Origin of the sequence: Paenibacillus nitricinens (assembly GCF_052056485.1) — a bacterium.
GTDB classification, from domain to species: Bacteria; Bacillota; Bacilli; order Paenibacillales; family Paenibacillaceae; genus Paenibacillus_AQ; species Paenibacillus_AQ nitricinens.
In genome coordinates this window covers 6,761,278-6,782,423 of sequence record NZ_CP183948.1, presented here as the reverse complement: position 1 = coordinate 6,782,423, position 21,146 = coordinate 6,761,278, and the positions used below count along the sequence as shown (strand labels likewise).

The following is a 21,146-nucleotide window of genomic DNA, read 5'->3' as shown; positions in this document are numbered from 1 at the left end:
TATGGATAATACGGAACTACAATTTACACAGCTTTTACAGGAACGAGGGATTACACTTACAGCGGAACAATTGAAGCAATTTGATCTCTACTATAAAGAACTCGTATCCTGGAATGAAAAAATGAATCTTACCGGAATAACAGAGCGTGAGCAGGTTTACACGAAACATTTTTATGATTCGATCTCGCTAGCTTTTTTCATTAATATCAATGAGATAAACAATTTGGCAGACATTGGATCGGGAGCAGGATTCCCAGGGATTCCGCTTAAAATTTGTTTTCCACATTTGAAGCTTACGATTGTTGATTCATTGAGTAAACGAATCTCTTTTCTGCAGCATGTCTGTACGACGTTAAAATTAACGGATGTGCAATTGATTCATGGTCGTGCGGAAGATATTGCCCGGCAATTTAAGCATCGTGATGCTTATGATTTGGTGACCGCACGTGCAGTGGCAAGATTATCCTTGTTGAATGAATTCTGCCTTCCTTTTTCACGTAAGGATGGATTTTTCGCTGCCATGAAGGGGAGCGATCCATCAGAAGAATTAAGTGAGGCGAAGTACAGTTTAAAAGAGCTTCGTGCTCAACTTAGTAAAGTGGAGTCTTTCAGCTTGCCTGTGGAAGAGTCGGCGCGACATATTGTCATTATTCGTAAGACAGGTGCTACTCCTGCTAAGTACCCACGAAAAGCGGGAATTCCTGCCAAAACACCACTTATCAAATAATGTTTCACGTGAAACATTGGCATAGGTAAATATATTTAAGGTCATCCTCTATCTTAAAAGGGGATGACCTTTTTTTGTGGGGAATTGCGATAGCGATCTCTAATGAACATTAATTAAAAGATAAACTAAATTGATATGTTTATAAGGCTGTTATCATTATGAAAATGCAGGAAAAATAGGTCTTTACGGAGAATATGATTATGTAGAGAAAAGTGATAGAATAGCATAGTAGACTTTTAATTTTGTATATAACTCCTTCTCTGTACTCTTGTTCGAAAGAAGGAGAGATTATGATGCCTGATAGTAGCAGGTGATTTCATAATATCAGAATGTTTTTTATTGCTGTACGATACGCTTTCCGAAAAGAAGGTCAAGAAGATCGTACTATAACGAAATTAGGTGGTTATGAACGGAATGAAAGAACAATTTACCAAGCTATTTGGATTTAACGAGCGGAGCAGCGGAGAAGAAATCAAACAAATACCAGTTCATGAGGTCATTAGCAGTCCTTACCAACCACGGACTATATTCGATGACGAAAAAATCGATGAGTTATGCCAGACGATTAAAACTCATGGTGTCATTCAACCCATAGTTGTACGCATGCGCGATTCCGTGTACGAAATCATCGCAGGTGAACGACGCTGGCGAGCGGTTAAAAAACTTGGTTTAGAGACGATTCCAGCCATTGTTCGTGAATTCAATGATTCACAGGCCGCATCCATTGCGCTTATAGAAAACTTACAGCGTGAAGGTTTAACCTCCATTGAAGAAGCTGTAGCTTATCAAAAGTTAATTGATCTTCATCAATTGACGCAAGAAAGCTTGGCGCAACGATTAGGTAAAAGTCAGTCTACCATAGCTAATAAAATTCGCTTACTCAATTTGCCTGAAGAGGTTAAGATGGCATTGATGGAGCGCAAGATTTCCGAAAGACATGCACGTTCATTATTATCGCTAGATAGTGTGGAGATGCAGCTGAAAGTGTTAGCAGAGATCATTGCAAAAGGATTAAATGTTAAACAAACAGAAGCTCGTATTGCTTTCTACAAACAAGTCTCACAAACTAAAAAGTCAAAACGGGTTTCCTATACCAAGGATGTTCGTCTAGCTCTTAATACAATTCGTCAATCTATTGATATGGTGACAGGCTCAGGAATGGAAATCAAAACGTCAGAAAATGACCGCGGTGACCATTACGAGATTGTAATCCAAATCCCCAAAAGATAAATTGTTTCAAAAGCTGAAGGCGGCCCTGAGGTGATTGGCCGCCTTTTGTGTGGCTATAACCGGGATGTTGGCAAAACTTATAATTTAGAGTTTCAGTATTCAAAAGTTGTCTATATTCTTCATAAAGTGTGACGCTACATCAGCGTCAGGAACATTTGTACTTGCGATCTACGAGAAGATTCTTCCTAACTATTCGAGGTGAAATAAGTGTCCAAGATTATTGCCATAGCAAATCAAAAAGGCGGTGTCGGTAAAACAACAACCTCCGTGAACCTAGGTGCCGGTATGGCTACATTAGGAAAAAGAGTGCTTCTAGTTGATATCGATCCTCAAGGTAACACTACTAGCGGCGTTGGCATCAACAAGGCTGACGTGGCGAATTGTATATATGACATTCTTATAAATGAGGTAAATCCTCTAGAAACCATACTGGAAACTCAAAATGAAGGGCTGCATATCATTCCGGCGACGATTCAATTGGCAGGCGCGGAGATCGAGTTGGTATCAACGATTTCCAGAGAGCTAAAGCTAAAGAAGGCGCTAAATGCGGTTAAAAATAATTATGATTATATTATCATCGATTGTCCGCCTTCCCTGGGAATTTTGACGATCAATTCCCTTACTGCAGCGGATTCGGTAATCATCCCGATCCAATGTGAATATTATGCGCTTGAGGGCTTAAGTCAGCTATTAAACACCGTTCGTCTGGTACAAAAAAATCTCAACCCGCATCTGAAGATAGAGGGAGTATTATTGACTATGCTTGATGCCCGTACCAATCTGGGAATTCAAGTGATAGAAGAGGTTAAGAAGTATTTCCAAGAAAAAGTATATAGAACGATTATTCCTCGGAATGTCCGGTTAAGTGAGGCGCCGTCTCATGGGCAATCCATTATTACTTATGATCCTCGCTCTAAAGGAGCAGAAGTGTATTTAGAGTTGGCAAAGGAAGTGATTTCTTATGAGTAAACGTTTAGGAAAAGGTCTGGATGCGCTAATCCCTTCTTTATCAATTAATGAAGATGATAAGGTAGTTGAGATCCCTTTAGCTCAACTCCGGGCTAATCCATATCAACCGCGCAAAGATTTTAATGAAGAGGCCATTCAAGAACTAGCAGAATCGATCAGACAACATGGCGTGATCCAGCCGATCATTGTTCGTAGCGTATTGAAGGGGTATGAGATCATTGCCGGCGAACGCAGATTCCGGGCCTCGCAATATTGTGGCAAAGCTACAATTCCAGCAGTCGTTAGAAATCTTAGTGATCAACAGGTCATGGAGATTGCATTAATCGAGAACTTACAACGTGAGAACTTAAATGCAATGGAAATTGCTGTGGCTTACCAAGGCCTAATGGATCAATTTTCACTTACGCAGGAAGAACTCTCGCTTAAGGTGGGAAAGTCCAGATCACATATCGCCAACTTCCTGAGATTGCTTTCTTTACCTGAAGAAGTAAAAGAATATGTTTCACGTGGAACAATGTCAATGGGGCATGCACGGGCGATTGTTGCTTTAAAGGATCCAGAAGTGATTAAACAACTGGCCAAACAATGCGTGGAACAACAGTGGAGCGTCAGAGAATTAGAAGAAACAGTGAAGAACTTAGACCGTAAACCTGCAAATGGAGTTAAAGTGAAAGTTGTTAAACGTGATCCCTATATTGATAATGTAGAGGAAGTATTGCGTGAACGTTTTAAAACAACGGTGAAAATAAAACAGGGTAAGGAAAAAGGGAAGATTGAACTGAATTACTACAGTACTCAGGATTTAGAAAGATTGTTGGAATTATTGGGTAACTAAATGGGTATCTATGCTAAGAACATATCCTGAGATATCCTTAATCGGATAATTAGGGGTATGTTTTTTTGAGTAAGTTGATTAAAAAAGGGTAATAGACGAGGAGCGAGGTTATGGAAGACTTCGTATATCTGGATCATGCCGCTACCTCATGGCCTAAACCACCAGAGGTTGCAGCTGCGATGATGAATGCTCTGCAGTCAGGAGCGAATGCTGGTAGAGGGAATTACTCGCTAGCGATAGGAAGCGGCCGAGTGTTAGTAAGAACACGGAGTGCGCTGGCTAAGTTGTTCGGTGTATCTAATGCGCAAGATATAGCTTTTACCCATAATACTACGATGAGTTTAAATATGGCGATCAGAGGGACGCTTAAAGCGGGAGATCACGTGATTTCAACCATGACAGAACACAATTCTGTGAGACGGCCGCTGGAATACTTGCGTAAGACTCTAGGGATAAAAGTGGACTATCTAAAAGTAGATCGTGAAGGACAATTGGATTTACTAGAACTCGAAAATGCTTTTCGCTTAAACACCAAACTGGTCATTTGCAATCATAGCTCCAATTTACTTGGAAGCATACTGCCTATTAACGATATTGGCGATATCGTTAAATCTCATGGCGCCGTATTTCTGGTAGATGCAGCTCAAAGCGCGGGTTCACTTGATATTGATGTTAAAAAAATGAATATAGACTTATTGGCATTTCCGGGGCATAAAGGACTACTTGGACCACAAGGAACCGGCGGACTTTATATATCACCTGAATTGGATCTTGAACCCTTAATGTATGGAGGGACAGGTAGTCAATCGGAAAATAGCGAACAGCCCAATGTTCGTCCAGATCGGTATGAAGCAGGGACGCAAAATACGGTAGGGATTGCCGGTTTACTAGCAGGTGTTCAAAAGGTACAATCTTTAGGGATGAGCGTTATTCATGAGAGAGAGTGGGCGTTAACTCAAAGGCTAATGGAGGGTTTGTCTCACATCCCGAGCATTAGACTATTAGGACCCTCACTAGGCGCTCCAAGAACGGGTATTGTATCGTTTGTGGTGGATGGAGAAGAGTCAGCGAATATCGCTCACCGTCTAGATCGTGATTATAAAATAGCGGTTAGAGCAGGTATGCATTGTACCCCTTTGGCACATAAGGCAGTTGATACGCTAGAGAGTGGTGCTGTTCGGGCGAGTGTAGGTGTAGATACGACAGAGCATAATATAAGCAGAATGCTGGCTGCTATGGATGAGTTATATGGCAATGCCCGCAGCAGATGAATAAAAAGGATGGTCCATTCATGTCTGAATTAAATCAATTAATTAGTGAACAGTTGCAGTGGTTTGTGTTTGGTTTTACAGTAATTATGTTGGTGCTGGTAATCACTGTGATCGCCCAGGGGGCTAAGCTGCGTGCTATGCGGCGTAAATATGAGGCCATGATGGCTGGGAACGGTGTGGAGGATCTGGAAGGCCTTCTAATTGATCTGAAGAACCAAAGCGACATGCTGGAAGAAGAACAACGTGAGCAAAAATCCGTATTAGAAGCAACTCAAACTAGAATGCGTGGCATGAAGTCCAATATTGCGCTGAAGCGTTATAATGCCTTTGGTGAACGTGGCAATGATCTGAGTTTCTCAGTCGCTATACTGGATGACAACAGCAGTGGCATTGTATTAACCAGTCTTCATAATCGTGAGAATTCTTACATTTACTCTAAACCTATGCAGAATGGTGAATCACAATATGTGCTATCACCTGAAGAAAAAGAAGTCGTTACTCTCGCGTTGCAGCGGACCTAGCATGAAGATTCCATTGCTTTAAGGCAGAATATAGACTTGTCGCTATAATATCAGATAATCGCATCACTAAACTTAATCGCGTGTTCTGTAATACGAAATACTCCATAAAGCCGCCGACATTAACGATTCCTGTCAAATGGATATCACCTACCGGCGGCAATTGTTTATTTACGCCAGCGCCCGGTCGTAGAGGTCCTTCAACAACTTGGATACAGCCCACGCTAGTAGAGTGACCTAAACAAGCATCTATACCGATGACAAAAGGGTTGCTATATTTTTCATTGATTAGGGTCAAAGTTTCCTCAAGATTAACGGCATGGACAGGATTTTCAAGCGTTCCATATAAATGAAACAGCGGACTATGAAAACGTGACAATGCAGTACCAACTAAAGGACCAAGAGAGTCTCCTGTGGATCGGTCTGTACCCACACAAATGACGACAATCTGTGTCTCAGGGCGTGTACGTGCAAAATGGAAAAGTAGTCGGTGTGTAATAGCAGAATAGATATCGGGATCGGTATGTGATATTTTTAAACAGGATGTTTCTTGCGCTGATGTAGCTTTGGATGGAAAATTCATACTATCTTCCTTTCTGAGGCTGATTCTATTTGATGGTATCTAGTATATGGATAGAAGAGGGGTTTTATACTACAACGGCAAGAGATAGGACGATAAACCTATGGGAGGCGTAACGTAAATGCAAGAAGAGATGTTGATCGCGTTTGACTCTACCCAGCAGGCGCTTCGTGCTGAAATGTTGCTTGAATATGCAGAAATTGAGATTGATATATTCCCGACCCCGAAAGAGATCACGGCAGGGTGCGCGATATCGATTCAGTTTTATCCAAGTGCGCTGGTAGAGGTGCAGAGGATTGTAACTGAGCAGAATATCGAGATTCGCGGTATCTACGGAAAACACAACGAGAACTACATACTGATTGAGAGGTAGGGAGGAATACACGATATGGATAGGTGGATATTGGAGGCTGCTACTCCCGGTGATGCTGTAAAAGATGCTTTACGTTTTAAAGATAAGGTGTGGAATTGGTTTACCGATGCTGATATGTGGGCTAATGTCTTATTTGCGAGTTTGCGAATTCTTATTATTTTCCTCTTAACGAGGGTTATCATTAAGATTGTTTCTAATATTATTGATCGTTCGCTTGAGCGTAAAACTGGTGGCAGAATTCTCTCTAACACGCGAAGATTTACTACGGTAGGGGAATTGATGAAAAATGTAGTAACGGTTATCTGTAATTTTGTGATGATCATGCTCGTTCTTTCAGAGTTCCACTTCGACTTAGCACCCTTGTTGGCCGGAGCGGGTGTTCTCGGTCTTGCAATAGGTTTTGGAGCACAAAGTCTGGTGAAGGATGTTATTACCGGCTTCTTTATTATTTTGGAGGACCAATTTGCAGTGGGTGATGTGATTCAGACAGGTACTTATAAAGGAACTGTTGAATTAATCGGATTACGAACAACAAGACTTCTTAGTGCTACCGGAGAAGTATTTATTATCCCTAATGGACTAATTACGAATGTGACGAACTATTCTCTTTCCAATGCATTGGCTGTAGTTGATGTTCCTGTTAAAATGGAGCGAAGCTTGGAAGCTACGTTAGGATTAATTGCCGAGGCGCTAAAAGGAATAGAAGAGCGCAACTCCAATGTGCTTGCTTACCCTAATGTGCTCGGTATACAGTCCATGAGTACCTCGGAATATGTGATTCGTATAGCAGCCAGTTGTGCTCCTAATGCAAGAGATGCAGCGGAAAGACAAATTCAAAACGACATCAAACAGGCACTAGAGAAACAGAACACACTGGAACAGGCTCAAGCGGAAGAGGAAGCACGTAAGAAAGCAGAAGCAAAGGCGAAGGCTGAAATAGATCTTGCAAAAACTGAACATGCACTAGAAGTTACAGGGTCGGCAAACACTGGATCAAGACGGCAAATCGCAGCTGCACAAGAAGGAGAAGAGGGGGAAGAATAGTGGAACGTAAAGTTTTTCAGCTTGGGGATATAGTACAAATGAAGAAGCAGCATCCTTGTGGATCTAATGAAATGGAAATTATTCGCATGGGGATGGATATCCGAATAAAATGTACAGGCTGTCAGCATAGTGTCCTGATTCCCCGTGCCAAATTCGAGAAGAATATGAAGAAGGTACTGCGTTCTTTGGAGGAAAATACAGACAATAATTAAGCTTGCAAATGGCATGTCTGCATGATACAATTATTTTTGCTGCGGAGAGGTACCCAAGAGGCCCAAGGGGGCTGACTCGAAATCAGTTAGGCGTGTCAAAGCGTGCGTGGGTTCGAATCCCACCCTCTCCGCCACTTCAGCATAATATAACCTTTAATGAATCCTTCGTTCCTGCAACGGAGGTTTTTTTGTGTCTATAATAGCCTATAAACGAATTCTATACAACACAAAAAGAAGGCCCCTTTCGGGTCCTTCTTCAGGAGGCAGTACATCAATGATGTTTGGAATTTCTCTGTTTATAGCGACTAAAGTGAATTAGGCGTTGCTGAGGCTAATGCTTTTTTAAGGCAATAACCCACTACTCTTCCCAGCTTACAATAGATGCTGAATCAGATCTCCTGTGATTGTGTTCGTCTACGACGGCCAACGGAACCACACCTCTCTTTTGTACTGCCTGAGTATAGTATGTGTATTATCGATTTTTTTATACACATTTATTTTTCAATTAATGTACCCGTGCCTTTTCAACCTTTTTCCACTTCCGATTTTTGTTGGTGGTCTCAGGAAAGGTGTCCCCTTTTTCCATCTTGATGTGCTGTGGATTTGAAATCTCAGTATGGAAGCTTCGCGCTTCGCCTACCTCTGTATACATGCCTGGATTGGGGGCTTTGTCGCCTTCTTCATATTCCGTCTTCTCACCCATTATTATTCCTCCTTTTTAATGTAGATGAATTCGTAATTATTGTGCGCAGGTAGTGTTTTTTTCATGTAAAAAGAGGGTGATGGATTGTCCTGTATTAATATTGCTTGCACTCTGCTGTTGATTTTGGTATATTAATCAGGTGCGAGTCTATGTTTGTGCTCGTTCCTTGCTCCTGACGTGATTAGGGGCCTCAGACCATAAGGAGGTGAAAATTATGCGCAAATATGAAGTGATGTACATTATTCGTCCTGACATTGAACAAGAAGCCGTTCAAGCAGCAGTCGATAAATTCCAAGGCATCATCTCCAATGGCGGGGAAATTACAAAGCACGAAGTGCAAGGTAAACGCCGTCTTGCGTATGAGATCAAGAAATTCCGTGATGGCGTTTATGTTTTGGTTAACTTCAATGCAGAACCTGCAGTAGTTACTGAATTAGAACGTCTTATGAAGATTTCTGACGAAGTTATTCGTTATCTCATTACGAACGACGTTGCTTAAGATCTTGACAAGCTTTGTAATGAATCGCTCTAAAGGAGGGGACCAGAATTGTTGAACCGTATCATTTTGATCGGACGGTTGACCCGTGACCCGGAACTTCGTTATACTCCCGCTGGTGTTGCCGTAACGCAATTTACGCTAGCCGTAGATCGTAACTTTACGGGCCAGAACGGTGAACGTGAGGCAGACTTCATCCCGGTTGTAACCTGGAGACAGCTAGCAGAAACCTGTGCCAATTACTTGCGCAAAGGTCGTCTGACAGCAGTGGAAGGACGCATCCAAGTGCGGAATTATGAGAATAACGAAGGCAAACGTGTATACGTAACTGAAGTTATTGCTGATAATGTTCGTTTCCTGGAATCTTCACAGAGCCGTGAAGGTGGAAATACTTCAAGTGGTGCAAGTAGTATGCCTGAAGAGCCAGCATATGGTGGCGGTGGTAACGCTGGACGCGGAAATAACAACAATAATTTCTCGCGTAACAACAATACTCAAGATCCTTTTTCGGGCGATGGTAAACCGATTGATATATCGGATGATGATTTGCCATTTTAATTAGGAAGGACTGAAAAGAATATGGCTTTTAAACCAAGAGAAGGCGCCGACAACGACAAAAGACCGGCACGTCGTGGTGGACGCAACAAGCGTAAAAAAGTTTGCTTTTTCACTGTGAACAAGATTACTCACATTGATTATAAAGATACCGAACTTCTTAAGAAGTTCATCAGCGAACGTGGAAAGATTTTGCCACGTCGTGTAACAGGTACTAGTGCAAAATACCAACGCGCTCTTACCATTGCTGTAAAACGCTCGCGTCAAATCGCGTTGCTTCCTTACACAACGGAATAGGACGTTTTATAAAAGCAGTCGGGAAACCGGCTGCTTTTTTGTATGCAGAAAAGGAAGCATTATTAGTGCGGTAAGCATGAAATTAAATCATTTGGGTGTGGAATCGTTTGACGTTGGCACTGTTATGTGTTAAATTACAGCTATCCTATAACTAAAGGGGAAATTTTGATGTCGGTGAACGTTCTTAACTAGCAATTTCATAACACTTGATTAGGAAGACTTTAGCAGGCTCGTCATGAGGCGATTACGTGCTTTATTTGCGTTCGTATTACGCAGCAGTCTGTTGTTCCTTACGGGTGGATGATTTAGTTAAGAACACACGAAGCGTCAAATGGCCTCTTTACGGCTGTTGTTCTCTTTGTAATTAACCGTGCTCTTATGCACGGTTTTTTTGTTTTTCGGCACCTGTTTTCAATTTCGGGAGCCTTAGAACCATAGGGGGCATCAGCATAAAAAGAAGGGCAAGGACTGCCATAGTGGCATTCTTTGCCCTTCTTTGCGTTAGGGAGAATTAGGTCTAAGCCAATAATAGAGATTTGAAGGAGGATTTGCTGTGAACTTACAAAGCTTAAGCACATTGGAATACGAAATTATTAAAACTGAACTTGGTCGTCATGCAGTATCTTATGTAGGGAAAAAAGCTGTAGGAGAGCTTATACCAATGACCTCTCTGCCGACGATTCAAAGAGCAATGGAGGAAACTTCTGAAGCTAAAGAACTGCTGGAACGAGGATCGAGTGTACCCATTCCTTCATTAGAAGGCATTGAGTGGATTATGTCCTTAATGGGGACTGGATATTTGTATAGTGAGCAAGATTTCACTGCGGTTGCTACATTTCTTAAGAGCTGTAGTCAACTGCGCAAATATATGGCCTCTAAAGAACAGAGTGCTCCACGGATTGCAGCATATGCATCCTCGCTGATGGAGTTAAATGACGTGAGGGAGGCTATTGATCGCTGTATCCGTTTTGGTGCGATTGACGATGGGGCAAGTAAGGGGTTAGAGCGAGTTCGTAAACGGATTGTAGTGGCTAAAGAACGTCTTCATAAAAAAATCGACGGAATTATGTCACGCCATCAATCGATTTTACAGGAGAATATCTACAGCCAGCGGGGTGGGCGTTATGTTATCCCCGTAAAACGAGAATATCATAAGCAAATAAAAGGATCTGTTCTTGATCAATCCACAAGTGGACAGACGGTGTTTATCGAACCAGACGAGATCGCTGCCCTCCAGATAGAGCTTGATTTACTATTAGGAGAAGAGGCGCGAGAAGAAGCTGTAATCCTCAGCATGCTAACTAGCTTAATAGAACAGGAACAGACCGCACTGCAGCTTAATATTGAGGTTACGGGCACCTATGATTTTATTTTTGCCAAAGCTAAATATGCGCGAACGCTGGGGGCATCTGCTGTTACTCTGAACGCGAGAGGATTTCTTAAGATGAACGGAGGCAGACACCCCATGCTGAAGGGGATGATTCCGATCAATTTGGAGGTGGGTAAGGGCTATAAATCCCTCATTATTACAGGTCCGAATACAGGCGGCAAAACTGTAGTCCTCAAGACACTGGGGCTACTGACGATCATGGCTCAATCAGGGCTGTTAATTCCGGTCGAGGAGGGCAGCGAATTTACTATTTTTACAGATGTGATCAGTGTAATCGGCGACGGACAAAGTTTGGCACAATCACTTAGTACGTTTTCGGCGCAAATGAAGAGTATTGAGGGGATGCTGAGAGATGCATCTAAAGGTGTGCTGCTGCTCATTGACGAGCTGGCGGCTGGTACGGATCCCGGGGAAGGCATTGCGCTCTCTATCGCGATTCTGGAAGAGCTGAGCCGTAAAGGGGCAAATATTATTGTTACCACACATTTTAATGAGTTAAAAGCCTTTGCTGCTGCAACGACTGGCTTTCAAAACGCAAGAATGGAATTCGACAAAGAAACACTACAGCCGTTGTATCGATTAACGATTGGAGAAGCGGGGGAGAGTTACGCGCTGCAAATTGCAAAGAAGCTGGGGATACAGGATAACGTTATCAAGCGATCATGGGAAATCGTAGAGGCGCAGCAACAAAGGTTGCAGAAAGGCGGCGGTGAGGCTTGGGGAAGTTTTTTTAGCAAAGAGGGAGAGAAGGGGCATGTTAAGCACGCCGTAGAGGCAAATGACAACACAGAAGAGGAGGTTACTCCATCCGTCAGCAGCAAGGAGAAGCTGGTCGTCCAATTTGAAATTGGAGATGCAGTTGTGGTAACTTCACTCGGCCGGACAGGGATCGTGTATGAGAAGAGAGATCATTTAGGAATGGTTGGCGTGATGATCCAGAAGCAAAAGCTGAGAATTAACCATAAGCGGTTGAAGCCATACCTTTCAAAAGAGGAGTTATATCCGGAGGAGTATGACTTTGATATTATTTTTGAGAGTAAAGATACTCGTAAAAAGCGCAAATTGATGCAGCGTAAACATGTTGAGGGTCTAAGGATTACGCATAGAGAGGAAGAATAATGGAAGAATAAATGCAATGAAGATCTGTCCAAAAGACAGGTCTTTTTTTTAGATATAACGAAATATGTGAAATTCAAGCAGGAGTAAAGGCCTAGGGCTTAGAAGTTATTGTAACGCCAGAAAAACTTTGTTACAGTAAAACTATTTATATTCCATAGCTTATATGTAGATATATGTTCAACTAGAGAAGGGAAGAAACACATGAATAATAAGAAAATATGCAGGTTGTTGTTAACGCTGCTCGTGATGGCAACTTTATTGTCAGCATGTAGTAGGGCAACTTCCAGCAGTAATCCATTATCTTCGCGCCATAATTTAGTAGACGATAAGCCACAGGCTGGTGGAGTAGTTACCTACGGATTCTCCTCACCATTTACGGGTTTGTTTGAGCCTGCTTTTTATGAAGGGGAAGATGATTTTCATGTGCTGGAGTTTATTACTGAGCCGATGTTTCAGGTAAATGATGAACTAGTGACGGTTCCTAATATCGCCTCTTGGCAGGAATCTGATGATCATAAAGTATTTACCTTTAAAATTAAACCGGGCATCCGTTGGCATAATGGTGATGAATTAACGGTAGAGGATTGGAAATTCGCAATTGAAACGATTGCTAGTCCAGATTATACGGGCTCGCATTATTATAGTGTTGAAATGATTCAGGGTGCAGAAGCCTATCATGAGGGAGAAGCGAAGAGCATATCGGGATTGAAGGTCATAGATCCTTATACTTTGAAAATAACTGTAACGGCTGCACGGGTAAACACAATCGATAGTCTGTGGCCCTATCCGATGAATAAAAAATACTATACTGGAATTGCTGTTAAAGATATGCCTGAAAGTGACCAGATGCGAAAATCTCCTATAGGCATTGGTGCTTTTGAGGTTGAACATATTCAGCCTGGCCAGAGGGTAGAAATGAAACGTTTTGATCAATATTATAAGGGCAAAGCCCTATTGGATGGGATAGTGTATAAGGCATTTGACGATAAGGAAGTGACTGAACGCTTTCAAACAGGAGAAATCGATATAGAGTCAGCCCCTCGTGATGCTTATGATGATCTAAATAAACTGGAGAATGTAAACATCCTGCAAACTGCTGAGCTGGGCTATGAATATATAGGTTTTAAGTTCGGGCATTGGGATACGAAAACCGAAAAAATTGTAATGGATAACCCTAAATTTAAAGATAAAAGATTACGGCAAGCTATGTATTATGCTTTAGATCGTGAAGGAATCATTAAAGCATATTCCCACGGTCTAGCTGAGCCTATAGAGACTCCAATATCTAGCACTAGCTGGGCGAAGATTCCTGATACTGAGATTAATACTTACCTTTATAATCCTACTAAGGCTAAAGAACTGCTGGATGCTGCCGGGTTCTTGGATCTAGACGGTGATGGATTACGGGAAGACCCAAAGGGTCAGAAGCTGAAGATCCATTTTGATTCTATGCTAGGCAGTCAAACAGCAGAGCTACGTGCCAAAGCTATTTTAAGAAATTGGCGTGATGTTGGACTAGATGTACAGCTAAACGGTGGAGCATTAAAGGAATTCCACAACTTTTACGACGCAGTGGAAGCCGACGATCCGTCAATTGAACTCTTTTACGGAGTATGGGGGCTTGCGAGTGATCCCGATCCAACAGGTCTATGGAGAGAAAATGATCTATGGAACTATCCACGTTGGTCTTCAGAGCGGAATGAAGAGCTGATTCGTGAAGGCGTAAGTATGAAGGCATACGACATGGATTATCGTAAAGAAATATATTATGAGTGGCAGAAGCTGGTTAATGAAGAGGTACCTATGATCTTTTTTGCCGAACGAAAAGCCATTGTTCCAGTAAATAAGCGCCTACAGGGCGTTCGTGTGAATTCTATCAGTACGATTATAGACCCTTATAAATGGTGGATTAAGGAAGAGGACGAAAAATAAAATAATAATTTTTTGTGAAAAGTGAAATCAAATTGTAGTTTCATTCGTCATATATAGTATGGAGGATGACGACGATGAAGAGACGGATAGTAGTGGGGGCAATCGCAGCTGTATTAGTCGTTGTCTTGATTGCGGTATGGAGGCCAACAGGGCTTGGTTTTAAACCGAATATTGACGCGGAATCAGCAGTGCTTCTAGATATGGATACCGGAGATATATGGGTGGATATTAATGGTGATGTACCCATGCCACCGGCCAGTGTATCTAAATTAATGACAGAAATGATTGTGCTGGATCAAATCTCCTCTGGAATGATTAGATGGGAGGATAGAGTCCCAATTAGTGCCTATGCAAGTAAAATGGGCGGCACAAGTCTCTCATTGAAGCGGGGAGAATTCTATACTATAAGGGAATTATTTGAAGGAGTCACTATATATTCTGCGAACGATGCTACTGTTGCATTGGCAGAGTATATGGCTGGTTCAGAAGCCTCTTTTGTGCTCATGATGAACGACAAGGCACGTAGTCTAGGTTTATCTACTCGCACAATATTTACTAATGCAACGGGACTATCAGGTAAGGATCTTGGTTTCACTGATCCGAATATGCATATCAGCGGTGAGACAATGATGACAGCTCGTGATACCGCTAAACTGGCTGCCGCACTAATCTATCATCATCCGGATATTCTCAATATTTCCAGCCGTACACAAATGCATTTGAAGGATAAGGGGTTATATGTAAGTAATAGCAATTTCATGTTGCCAGCTATGGGTGGCATTTACGCTTATGAGGGTACAGATGGTTTAAAGACTGGACACAATACCCGGGCAGGATACTGCATTGCAGGCTCGGCTCAGCGGGACGGGCATAGGCTTATTGCAGTTGTTATGGGGGCAAAGACATATGAGAGCCGATTTGAAGGTGCAGCAAAATTATTTGATTACGGATTTTTTCGTGGTTTACAATCCGGAGATCGGGTTAAACATATGATGAATCCGCTCACAATTAGGAACTAAAGTCGGAGCGCCATACCAGTATTTATTACTTGGTTTGGTGCTTTTTCCCTATTCATGTCGTTATTTGTGGTTTCTTTTTATCCATTTAGTGATTACAATAGAAATATTGTTTTAGTCCACATTATTTTAGAGCCGCCAAAAACTTTTTTTCTATAATTTTGAATGACCTGAATTTCCTGAAAGGGGGGACAATAAGATAATGGAATAAGGGACAGTTGATCGCCGTGAGAAATAAAGTCATGACTGCCTGATAAAGATTCAGGAAGCATTATATATATGGCAAGCAATTATTCTACAATAAAGAAGGAATCAAAAATGAAGCAATCAAAGATGAAAAAAATAAAGAAAAGATATATCGCCCTCATTGTTCTCGTTGTTATTATAGCGGGAGGCTTTCTGTTTCGGAATTCCCTGGCTGTATTAGCCTTCGACCTCTTTTTGTCTGATCGGGTTGAAACTAAGCTAAAGGAAGAATCTTACCAGCCACTCAAGGATGATAACAAGGTTAAGCCAGAACCGGTTGTGTACAAGAGCGATCCGTTCTCAATCATGCTCTTAGGTACCGATCAACGTGATAATGAAACGGCACGTTCAGATACCATGATGTACGCTGTTGTTCGTCCTGAGGACTATAAGATCCTGCTTATTTCTATTCCGCGTGATACGTATACAGAAATTATAGGTCATAAGGATAATAAAAAGGATAAGATTACACATGCCTATGCTTTTGGGGGGCAACAGATGGCCAAGGATTCCCTAGAAGCACTGCTTGGTCATGATATTCAATATTATGCGACAATAAATTTCCAAGGACTCAAGGATGCTGTAGATGCTATTGGAGGCGTTCCGCTGCCGATTAAGAAAGACATTGTGAACAAAGGTAAGGATCATGAAAAGTTTACAATTGAAGCTAACAAGTCGCTTTATAACGGACAAGAAGCACTGAACTATACGCGTTATCGTGAGGATAGTGACTTTAACCGTACCAAACGTCAACAGGTTTTTATTGATGTCGTAGCAAATAAAATGTTATCCATCAGTCAAATTGGCAACATTCCGAAGTTGTTGGATATTATGGGAGATAATTTCAAAACTGATATAGAGCCTTCGATGATCATCAGTCTAGCCAAAAAATTCATGGGCGGAAAAGGCATGGATATCTCAAGCTTCACAGTCATGGGCGAAGGTAAACGTATGGATGGTGTTTATTATGATATCGTTGATGAAGAGGATTTGAGTGAAGCTAAGGCGATGATCGACAACTGGATGAGTGCGGCAACACCTGTAGATCAGCTAATTGAGCCGGGAAAAGCAAGTAATGCACTGGAGCCTAAATCAACAGCAGTTACGCAATAATTCTAAAGTGGAGTTCAAACTCATATAATTAATTGCAGCAGCCATTCACATTCTTATGGCTGCTGCTTACTGTCTTCATGCTATAATGTATTGGAACTATTATTAAGCTGCCACGTATTAATAATTTTGCATGGCAGTAAAAGGAAGTTAAAGAACCGTAATTCCTTCGGAACTCTTTGAGGAGGATCAAGAGATGAATATTGCATTTTTTTTACTTCCGAAACAGGAAGTCGCTTGCGTAACGATCGATTCAACGCTACGCCAAACGTTGGAGAGGATGGAGTATCACCGTTATACTGCTGTCCCTATTCTTAACCGAAATGGAGAATATGCTGGTACGGTTACAGAGGGTGATCTGCTCTGGTATATGAAGGAATCCGAGGGCAAGGTTACTTTCGAGAACGCTTCAAAATTCTTGCTTAAAGATTTGCCGTTAAGAATGAATAACAGACCTGTCTCGATTGATGCGGATATGGAAGATCTGATTAATTTGGCTAAGGTACAGAACTTTGTTCCTGTAGTCGATGATATGAACCGGTTTATTGGCATCGTTCGCCGGAGTCAAGTCATAGAATATTGTGAGAAATTTGTATCAAAACAATCACAAGAGTCATTATAGCCCAATTTATTCGCGGTAATAGAAGCAATCGGAACAAGGCCTGTATTTCCGGCGATAACGGAAAGCAGGTCTTTTTTAAAAATGTAAGAAGTACTAGTTCATCCCTTGTTGAAGCATACTTAAGGTGCGCGGGGCGCCCTTGTGTGACACGGAATTTTTTATGCTATAATTGAGAATAAAGCTTTTTGCCGGAGGTAGAGAGACGTGTCCAATGTGCCGAAGGATCTGGATGTAGCTAAACGCGCCAAGGTGATTGAATGGTTAAAAACAGAAGTGATTGACCAAGTTTCTCGGTTATTTAAAGCGTTATGGGAAGGCAGTACTACCCGTGTGGGGGACAGCCTGGCTAGTTTGATTATGAGCTCTTATATTTTGGGCCGCAGACTAGGGATTCCTTATCGGCAATTAGATGACTTGCTACTCGAGAAGCTCAGAAAGCATAAGCAGGAAGGGCATCAACTGGAAGAATGGTATCAAGATATATCTGCTTTAGAAGAACATATGCGTAAGAGGTGAATACTGTTGAAATTTCGCTGGTCATCTGTGGCTTGGAGTGTAGCGTACTTACTTTTGCTGCTTAGTTTAACGACTCCATTGCTCATCATCACTACCCTATTTATGATTGTTCCGGCAGTAGTGTTATTCACTACGCTGAACACCAAACAATTTGTTCTACATGTATTACCGGTGTTGCTGATTGTTGGTCTGATTACACCTATTTATGTGCTGATCGCGGCGTATTTCTTAATACCTGCTCTGGTTATGGGACGTTGGTATAAAAGACATGCTTCAGCAGTATCTACCGTGATTGCAGGTACAGTTACGATTCTTGGAGAATTCCTGGTACTCTTATTACTCGGTACGGCGTTATTTAATTTTGATTTGTCTACCTATGTGAACGATGTCCTGCAGATGGTTAACTCGCCTCTGTCTGATCTGGGTACCGCTAATCCACTGTTTACGGACCTTGGTTTTACGACTGAGGATGTAAACAAGCTAAGTCATATGACGGTTCAAATGATCCCAATGACTCTAATCGTAAGCTCTTTCATGATAGCTGTCATTACGCATTCTATTGTTCGTCCGATTCTGCACAGCATGAATTATGCAGTGCCTAAGATGAAGCCTGCTCGTGAATGGAGACTTTCGAGATCGTTTATTTGGTATTATTTGATTGGTGTGGTTCTTCAGCTCTTCTTCTCAGGATCAGAGAATAATTACATCCTCATGATTTCTGCCAATCTACTGCCGTTGCTGCGAATTGGCTTTATGATTCAGGCGATTGGATTTTTCTTCTTCCTGGCGCATGAACGCAAATGGAACAAGATGGTTGCCATTTTGCTAGCAATACCGGTCATTTTGCTGCCGCCGCTACGCATTATCGGTATTATTGATCTTGCTTTCCCGCTGCGGGAGTATGTGACGAAATCGAAACGATAGGGTGAGAGTTCATGCCTAAATTTCTGCAAAGACGCTGGCACGGCTATCATACCGTATGGGCGTTCATGCTGCTGTTGGCCCTTATTATAATTGTTAGTATTTATAACTGGGCTCTTGGAGTCGTCAGCCTGTTTCTGGCAGGTACATTATGCTTCTATATGCTAAAGACGGAGATTTCGTTCCGCCGCAATCTGGTGGAATATATTAATGGATTAACTTTTCGTATTAAGCGAGTGGAGGGAGAAGCAGTGAGTATGCTGCCCCTCGGTATCATTCTGTTTAGCGAAGATCGAACGGTAGAATGGAATAACCGCTACGCGGGTGATATTTTTGCGCGCAAGTCTTTAGTGGGAGAACCGCTACTGGAATTGCTGCCGGATATGCAGTCTTTTTTTACGACAAATGTCTCGGGAAAACGGGATGTCCACAAAGAAGGCGTACTGCATGACACTCGCCTTGAGCTCACTGTGGATGAACGATTTTATCAAGCCGTCATTATTCCAAGTGAACGTATTCTTTACATGTATGACATCACTGAGCTTGTGGTGCTACGGGAACGTTATGAGGATGAGAAGCTGGCGATTGGCATAGTGATGATGGATAATCTAGATGAATCTGCTCAAGGAATGGATGATCAACAGCGCACTTCTCTGATCGCTAAGGTAGCAAGTGAGATCACCGAATGGAGTAAACAGTTTGAAGTTTACCTGCGGCGTCTGTCGTCTGAGCGGTATCTAATGCTACTTAATCATCGCAGTCTGCAAGCTCTGGAAGAAAGTCGTTTCGTTATTCTTGATGAGATTAGGGAAATGACGGCCGACCTTAAAGTGCCAATGACACTGAGTATTGGTATGGCTTTTGGAGCGGACTCTGCAAGCGAGCTAGGTGCCTTAGCACAATCCAGTTTGGATATGGCGCTCGGCCGAGGTGGAGATCAGGCTGCGGTAAAAGCAGGTCAGAGGTTGTCTTTTTACGGTGGAAAGAGTAATGCAGCGGAGAAGCGTACACGAGTGCGGGCACGAGTCATTGCGCATGCGCTGCGTGATTTAATGCAGGAGAGCGACCGTGTGCTGATCCTCGGTCACCGGACACCAGATATCGATGCTGTTGGTGCTGCGATAGGCCTTCTGAGAGCCGCACAGATGTATAATGTAGAGGCTAGCATTGTGATGGAGACGCCTAATCCTTCCATAACGAACATGATGGAGCAGATTCGGAAAGATGATGAATTGTATAAGTCATTCATCACAACGGAGCAGTCTTTACAAGTGATGACGGAGCATACACTGCTTATTGTTGTGGACACCCATAAGGCGTCTATGACAATGGAACCGCGGCTTGTGCAATATGCGAGTAGAATCGTGGTGGTGGATCATCACCGTAGAGGTGAAGAGTTCATCAACGATGCTGTACTTGTCTATTTAGAGCCTTATGCTTCATCAACCTGTGAGCTGGTGACAGAGTTGCTTCAATATATCCATGAGAAGGTAAAGATTAGTCCATTGGATGCTACAATGCTTTTAGCGGGAATTACTGTAGATACGAAGCACTTTGCACTGCATACAGGCTCACGTACATTTGAAGCTGCAGGGTTTCTGCGCCGAAATGGTGCGGATACCGTTCTTATTCAGCGTATGCTGAAGGAGGATTTACAGGAGTATATTTCAAAAGCCGAGATTATCAAACATGCGCGTATGATTTATGATCAAATCGCATTAGTCGTTACGGCACCAGGTATGAAGATTCCACAGCTGCTTATCGCTCAGACTGCGGATACATTACTTGGGATGACAAACGTAGTTGCTTCATTTGTCATTAGCGAGCGACCAGACGGCCTGATAAGCATTAGTGCTCGATCACTTGGGCGTATGAACGTACAGGTCGTGATGGAAAAAATGGGTGGCGGTGGGCATCTATCGAACGCCGCCGTACAGCTAGAAGGAACATGTAAAGAAGCAGAAGCCAGACTGCTGCAGGTGCTGGCTGAAATCGAATCGAAAGAGGGTTTATTCGAATGAAGGTCATTTTCATAAAAGATGTTAAGGGTCAAGGTAAAAAAGGTCAGGTTAAAGAGGTATCCGAAGGTTATGCTTCGAACTTCCTATTACCACGTGGATTAGTTCGTCCGGCAACGGAAGGTAATGTGAAGACGCTTGAGAATCAAGCAGCTGCTGAACAACGCCGTAAAGATAACGAAAAAGAAGAAGCTCAGCAACTGGGCAAGAAGATAGATGAGCTTACCTTGACTATGAAAGCAAAAGCAGGTGAAGGCGGCCGTCTATTCGGCGCAATCACGAGCAAACAAATTGCTGAAACGCTAGCTGCCACGCAAAGCATTTCCATTGATAAGCGCAAGATTGAGCTAGGAGAGCCGATTCGTCATTTGGGAGTATTTCAAGTAAGTATAAAACTACACACTGAAGTAAAGGCTACCCTTAAGGTTCAGGTAACGGAGGAGTAA

23 protein-coding genes and 1 tRNA gene are annotated in these 21,146 nt (G+C 42.4%); 22 read left to right on the top strand and 2 right to left on the bottom strand.

Annotated features, from left to right (window positions below; all coding sequences use genetic code 11):
* The first annotated feature begins 1 nt into the window (after position 1).
* The 6 genes from rsmG to ACN6KS_RS30175 all read left to right on the top strand — a co-directional run bounded on the left by rsmG (position 2) and on the right by ACN6KS_RS30175 (position 5,553).
* On the top strand, positions 2 to 727 hold the full coding sequence (rsmG, locus tag ACN6KS_RS30200; RefSeq protein WP_440961078.1) for a 16S rRNA (guanine(527)-N(7))-methyltransferase RsmG: 726 nt from the start codon (positions 2 to 4) through the stop codon (positions 725 to 727).
* Positions 728 to 1,141: 414 nt separating this feature from the next.
* Positions 1,142 to 1,957 carry a nucleoid occlusion protein gene (gene noc / locus ACN6KS_RS30195; RefSeq protein WP_094869724.1) on the top strand — a complete coding sequence of 272 codons (816 nt, stop codon included), beginning with the start codon at positions 1,142 to 1,144 and terminating at the stop codon, positions 1,955 to 1,957.
* Between the two features lie 207 nt (positions 1,958 to 2,164).
* A complete protein-coding gene (locus tag ACN6KS_RS30190; protein WP_094869725.1) occupies positions 2,165 to 2,926 on the top strand; it encodes a ParA family protein in 762 nt (253 codons plus the stop codon).
* Positions 2,919 to 3,761, top strand: coding sequence for a ParB/RepB/Spo0J family partition protein (locus ACN6KS_RS30185; RefSeq protein WP_440961077.1), 843 nt, complete (start codon positions 2,919 to 2,921; stop codon positions 3,759 to 3,761). The genes ACN6KS_RS30190 and ACN6KS_RS30185 overlap by 8 nt, the downstream gene beginning before the upstream one ends.
* 110 nt (positions 3,762 to 3,871) lie before the next feature.
* Positions 3,872 to 5,032 carry an aminotransferase class V-fold PLP-dependent enzyme gene (locus ACN6KS_RS30180; protein ID WP_094869727.1) on the top strand — a complete coding sequence of 387 codons (1,161 nt, stop codon included), beginning with the start codon at positions 3,872 to 3,874 and terminating at the stop codon, positions 5,030 to 5,032.
* A gap of 20 nt (positions 5,033 to 5,052) precedes the next feature.
* Complete coding sequence (locus tag ACN6KS_RS30175) at positions 5,053 to 5,553, top strand: DUF4446 family protein (protein ID WP_094869728.1); 501 nt, start codon at positions 5,053 to 5,055, stop codon at positions 5,551 to 5,553.
* Here the strand turns inward: ACN6KS_RS30175 and yyaC are convergent.
* A complete protein-coding gene (gene yyaC, locus ACN6KS_RS30170; RefSeq protein WP_094869729.1) occupies positions 5,528 to 6,133 on the bottom strand; it encodes a spore protease YyaC in 606 nt (201 codons plus the stop codon). The genes ACN6KS_RS30175 and yyaC overlap by 26 nt on opposite strands.
* A 118-nt stretch (positions 6,134 to 6,251) precedes the next feature.
* Between yyaC and ACN6KS_RS30165 the strand changes: the two genes are divergently transcribed.
* The 4 genes from ACN6KS_RS30165 to ACN6KS_RS30150 all read left to right on the top strand — a co-directional run bounded on the left by ACN6KS_RS30165 (position 6,252) and on the right by ACN6KS_RS30150 (position 7,893).
* The gene (locus ACN6KS_RS30165; protein WP_094876551.1) at positions 6,252 to 6,503 is read left to right on the top strand and encodes a DUF3343 domain-containing protein; all 252 of its coding nucleotides are present in this window, start codon (positions 6,252 to 6,254) and stop codon (positions 6,501 to 6,503) included.
* Positions 6,504 to 6,518: 15 nt separating this feature from the next.
* Complete coding sequence (locus ACN6KS_RS30160) at positions 6,519 to 7,547, top strand: mechanosensitive ion channel family protein (RefSeq protein WP_440961076.1); 1,029 nt, start codon at positions 6,519 to 6,521, stop codon at positions 7,545 to 7,547.
* The gene (locus tag ACN6KS_RS30155; protein WP_094869732.1) at positions 7,547 to 7,759 is read left to right on the top strand and encodes a DUF951 domain-containing protein; all 213 of its coding nucleotides are present in this window, start codon (positions 7,547 to 7,549) and stop codon (positions 7,757 to 7,759) included. The genes ACN6KS_RS30160 and ACN6KS_RS30155 overlap by 1 nt, the downstream gene beginning before the upstream one ends.
* 43 nt (positions 7,760 to 7,802) lie before the next feature.
* Positions 7,803 to 7,893 (top strand) — tRNA-Ser (locus ACN6KS_RS30150).
* 371 nt (positions 7,894 to 8,264) lie between these two features.
* Here the strand turns inward: ACN6KS_RS30150 and ACN6KS_RS30145 are convergent.
* Positions 8,265 to 8,462, bottom strand: a complete 198-nt coding sequence (locus tag ACN6KS_RS30145; protein WP_042131720.1) for a YjzC family protein — start codon at positions 8,460 to 8,462, stop codon at positions 8,265 to 8,267.
* Positions 8,463 to 8,676: 214 nt separating this feature from the next.
* On the opposite strand from ACN6KS_RS30145, the gene rpsF reads away from it, so the two are divergent.
* The 12 genes from rpsF (at position 8,677) to rplI (ending at position 21,146) form a co-directional block, all read left to right on the top strand.
* Positions 8,677 to 8,961: a 30S ribosomal protein S6 gene (rpsF, locus tag ACN6KS_RS30140; protein WP_036677776.1), complete on the top strand. Its 285-nt coding sequence runs from the start codon at positions 8,677 to 8,679 to the stop codon at positions 8,959 to 8,961.
* 48 nt (positions 8,962 to 9,009) lie between these two features.
* Positions 9,010 to 9,516 carry a single-stranded DNA-binding protein gene (ssb, locus tag ACN6KS_RS30135; protein ID WP_036677780.1) on the top strand — a complete coding sequence of 169 codons (507 nt, stop codon included), beginning with the start codon at positions 9,010 to 9,012 and terminating at the stop codon, positions 9,514 to 9,516.
* Positions 9,517 to 9,537: 21 nt separating this feature from the next.
* Positions 9,538 to 9,810: a 30S ribosomal protein S18 gene (rpsR, locus tag ACN6KS_RS30130; RefSeq protein ID WP_036651767.1), complete on the top strand. Its 273-nt coding sequence runs from the start codon at positions 9,538 to 9,540 to the stop codon at positions 9,808 to 9,810.
* Positions 9,811 to 10,363: 553 nt separating this feature from the next.
* The gene (locus ACN6KS_RS30125; protein ID WP_440961075.1) at positions 10,364 to 12,319 is read left to right on the top strand and encodes an endonuclease MutS2; all 1,956 of its coding nucleotides are present in this window, start codon (positions 10,364 to 10,366) and stop codon (positions 12,317 to 12,319) included.
* A gap of 201 nt (positions 12,320 to 12,520) precedes the next feature.
* Positions 12,521 to 14,251 carry an oligopeptide ABC transporter substrate-binding protein gene (opp4A, locus tag ACN6KS_RS30120; protein WP_440961074.1) on the top strand — a complete coding sequence of 577 codons (1,731 nt, stop codon included), beginning with the start codon at positions 12,521 to 12,523 and terminating at the stop codon, positions 14,249 to 14,251.
* Between the two features lie 74 nt (positions 14,252 to 14,325).
* Positions 14,326 to 15,270: a D-alanyl-D-alanine carboxypeptidase family protein gene (locus ACN6KS_RS30115; protein WP_440961073.1), complete on the top strand. Its 945-nt coding sequence runs from the start codon at positions 14,326 to 14,328 to the stop codon at positions 15,268 to 15,270.
* A gap of 315 nt (positions 15,271 to 15,585) precedes the next feature.
* Positions 15,586 to 16,626, top strand: a complete 1,041-nt coding sequence (locus tag ACN6KS_RS30110) for an LCP family protein (RefSeq protein ID WP_179281570.1) — start codon at positions 15,586 to 15,588, stop codon at positions 16,624 to 16,626.
* A gap of 193 nt (positions 16,627 to 16,819) precedes the next feature.
* Complete coding sequence (locus tag ACN6KS_RS30105) at positions 16,820 to 17,245, top strand: CBS domain-containing protein (RefSeq protein WP_042193039.1); 426 nt, start codon at positions 16,820 to 16,822, stop codon at positions 17,243 to 17,245.
* A gap of 213 nt (positions 17,246 to 17,458) precedes the next feature.
* Entirely contained in the window at positions 17,459 to 17,761 is a 303-nt protein-coding gene (locus ACN6KS_RS30100) for a MazG-like family protein (RefSeq protein ID WP_170880353.1), read from the top strand.
* Between the two features lie 6 nt (positions 17,762 to 17,767).
* Positions 17,768 to 18,685 (top strand): DUF2232 domain-containing protein, encoded by a 918-nt coding sequence (locus ACN6KS_RS30095; protein ID WP_440961072.1) that lies wholly within the window; start codon positions 17,768 to 17,770, stop codon positions 18,683 to 18,685.
* An 11-nt stretch (positions 18,686 to 18,696) separates the two neighbouring features.
* Entirely contained in the window at positions 18,697 to 20,703 is a 2,007-nt protein-coding gene (locus ACN6KS_RS30090) for a DHH family phosphoesterase (protein ID WP_094869737.1), read from the top strand.
* Positions 20,700 to 21,146, top strand: coding sequence for a 50S ribosomal protein L9 (rplI, locus tag ACN6KS_RS30085; RefSeq protein WP_094869738.1), 447 nt, complete (start codon positions 20,700 to 20,702; stop codon positions 21,144 to 21,146). Before ACN6KS_RS30090 ends, rplI begins: the two co-directional genes overlap by 4 nt.

Bases quoted from the DNA above. Each gene is read 5' to 3' on its own strand.
- rsmG (WP_440961078.1), top strand. From the start codon at position 2: ATGGATAATACGGAACTACAATTTACACAGCTTTTACAGGAACGAGGG.
- noc (WP_094869724.1), top strand. From the start codon at position 1,142: ATGAAAGAACAATTTACCAAGCTATTTGGATTTAACGAGCGGAGCAGC.
- ACN6KS_RS30185 (WP_440961077.1), top strand. From the start codon at position 2,919: ATGAGTAAACGTTTAGGAAAAGGTCTGGATGCGCTAATCCCTTCTTTA.
- ACN6KS_RS30180 (WP_094869727.1), top strand. From the start codon at position 3,872: ATGGAAGACTTCGTATATCTGGATCATGCCGCTACCTCATGGCCTAAA.
- ACN6KS_RS30175 (WP_094869728.1), top strand. From the start codon at position 5,053: ATGTCTGAATTAAATCAATTAATTAGTGAACAGTTGCAGTGGTTTGTG.
- yyaC (WP_094869729.1), bottom strand. From the start codon at position 6,133: ATGAATTTTCCATCCAAAGCTACATCAGCGCAAGAAACATCCTGTTTA.
- ACN6KS_RS30165 (WP_094876551.1), top strand. From the start codon at position 6,252: ATGCAAGAAGAGATGTTGATCGCGTTTGACTCTACCCAGCAGGCGCTT.
- ACN6KS_RS30160 (WP_440961076.1), top strand. From the start codon at position 6,519: ATGGATAGGTGGATATTGGAGGCTGCTACTCCCGGTGATGCTGTAAAA.
- ACN6KS_RS30145 (WP_042131720.1), bottom strand. From the start codon at position 8,462: ATGGGTGAGAAGACGGAATATGAAGAAGGCGACAAAGCCCCCAATCCA.
- rpsF (WP_036677776.1), top strand. From the start codon at position 8,677: ATGCGCAAATATGAAGTGATGTACATTATTCGTCCTGACATTGAACAA.
- rpsR (WP_036651767.1), top strand. From the start codon at position 9,538: ATGGCTTTTAAACCAAGAGAAGGCGCCGACAACGACAAAAGACCGGCA.
- opp4A (WP_440961074.1), top strand. From the start codon at position 12,521: ATGAATAATAAGAAAATATGCAGGTTGTTGTTAACGCTGCTCGTGATG.
- ACN6KS_RS30115 (WP_440961073.1), top strand. From the start codon at position 14,326: ATGAAGAGACGGATAGTAGTGGGGGCAATCGCAGCTGTATTAGTCGTT.
- ACN6KS_RS30110 (WP_179281570.1), top strand. From the start codon at position 15,586: ATGAAGCAATCAAAGATGAAAAAAATAAAGAAAAGATATATCGCCCTC.
- ACN6KS_RS30105 (WP_042193039.1), top strand. From the start codon at position 16,820: ATGAATATTGCATTTTTTTTACTTCCGAAACAGGAAGTCGCTTGCGTA.
- ACN6KS_RS30090 (WP_094869737.1), top strand. From the start codon at position 18,697: ATGCCTAAATTTCTGCAAAGACGCTGGCACGGCTATCATACCGTATGG.
- rplI (WP_094869738.1), top strand. From the start codon at position 20,700: ATGAAGGTCATTTTCATAAAAGATGTTAAGGGTCAAGGTAAAAAAGGT.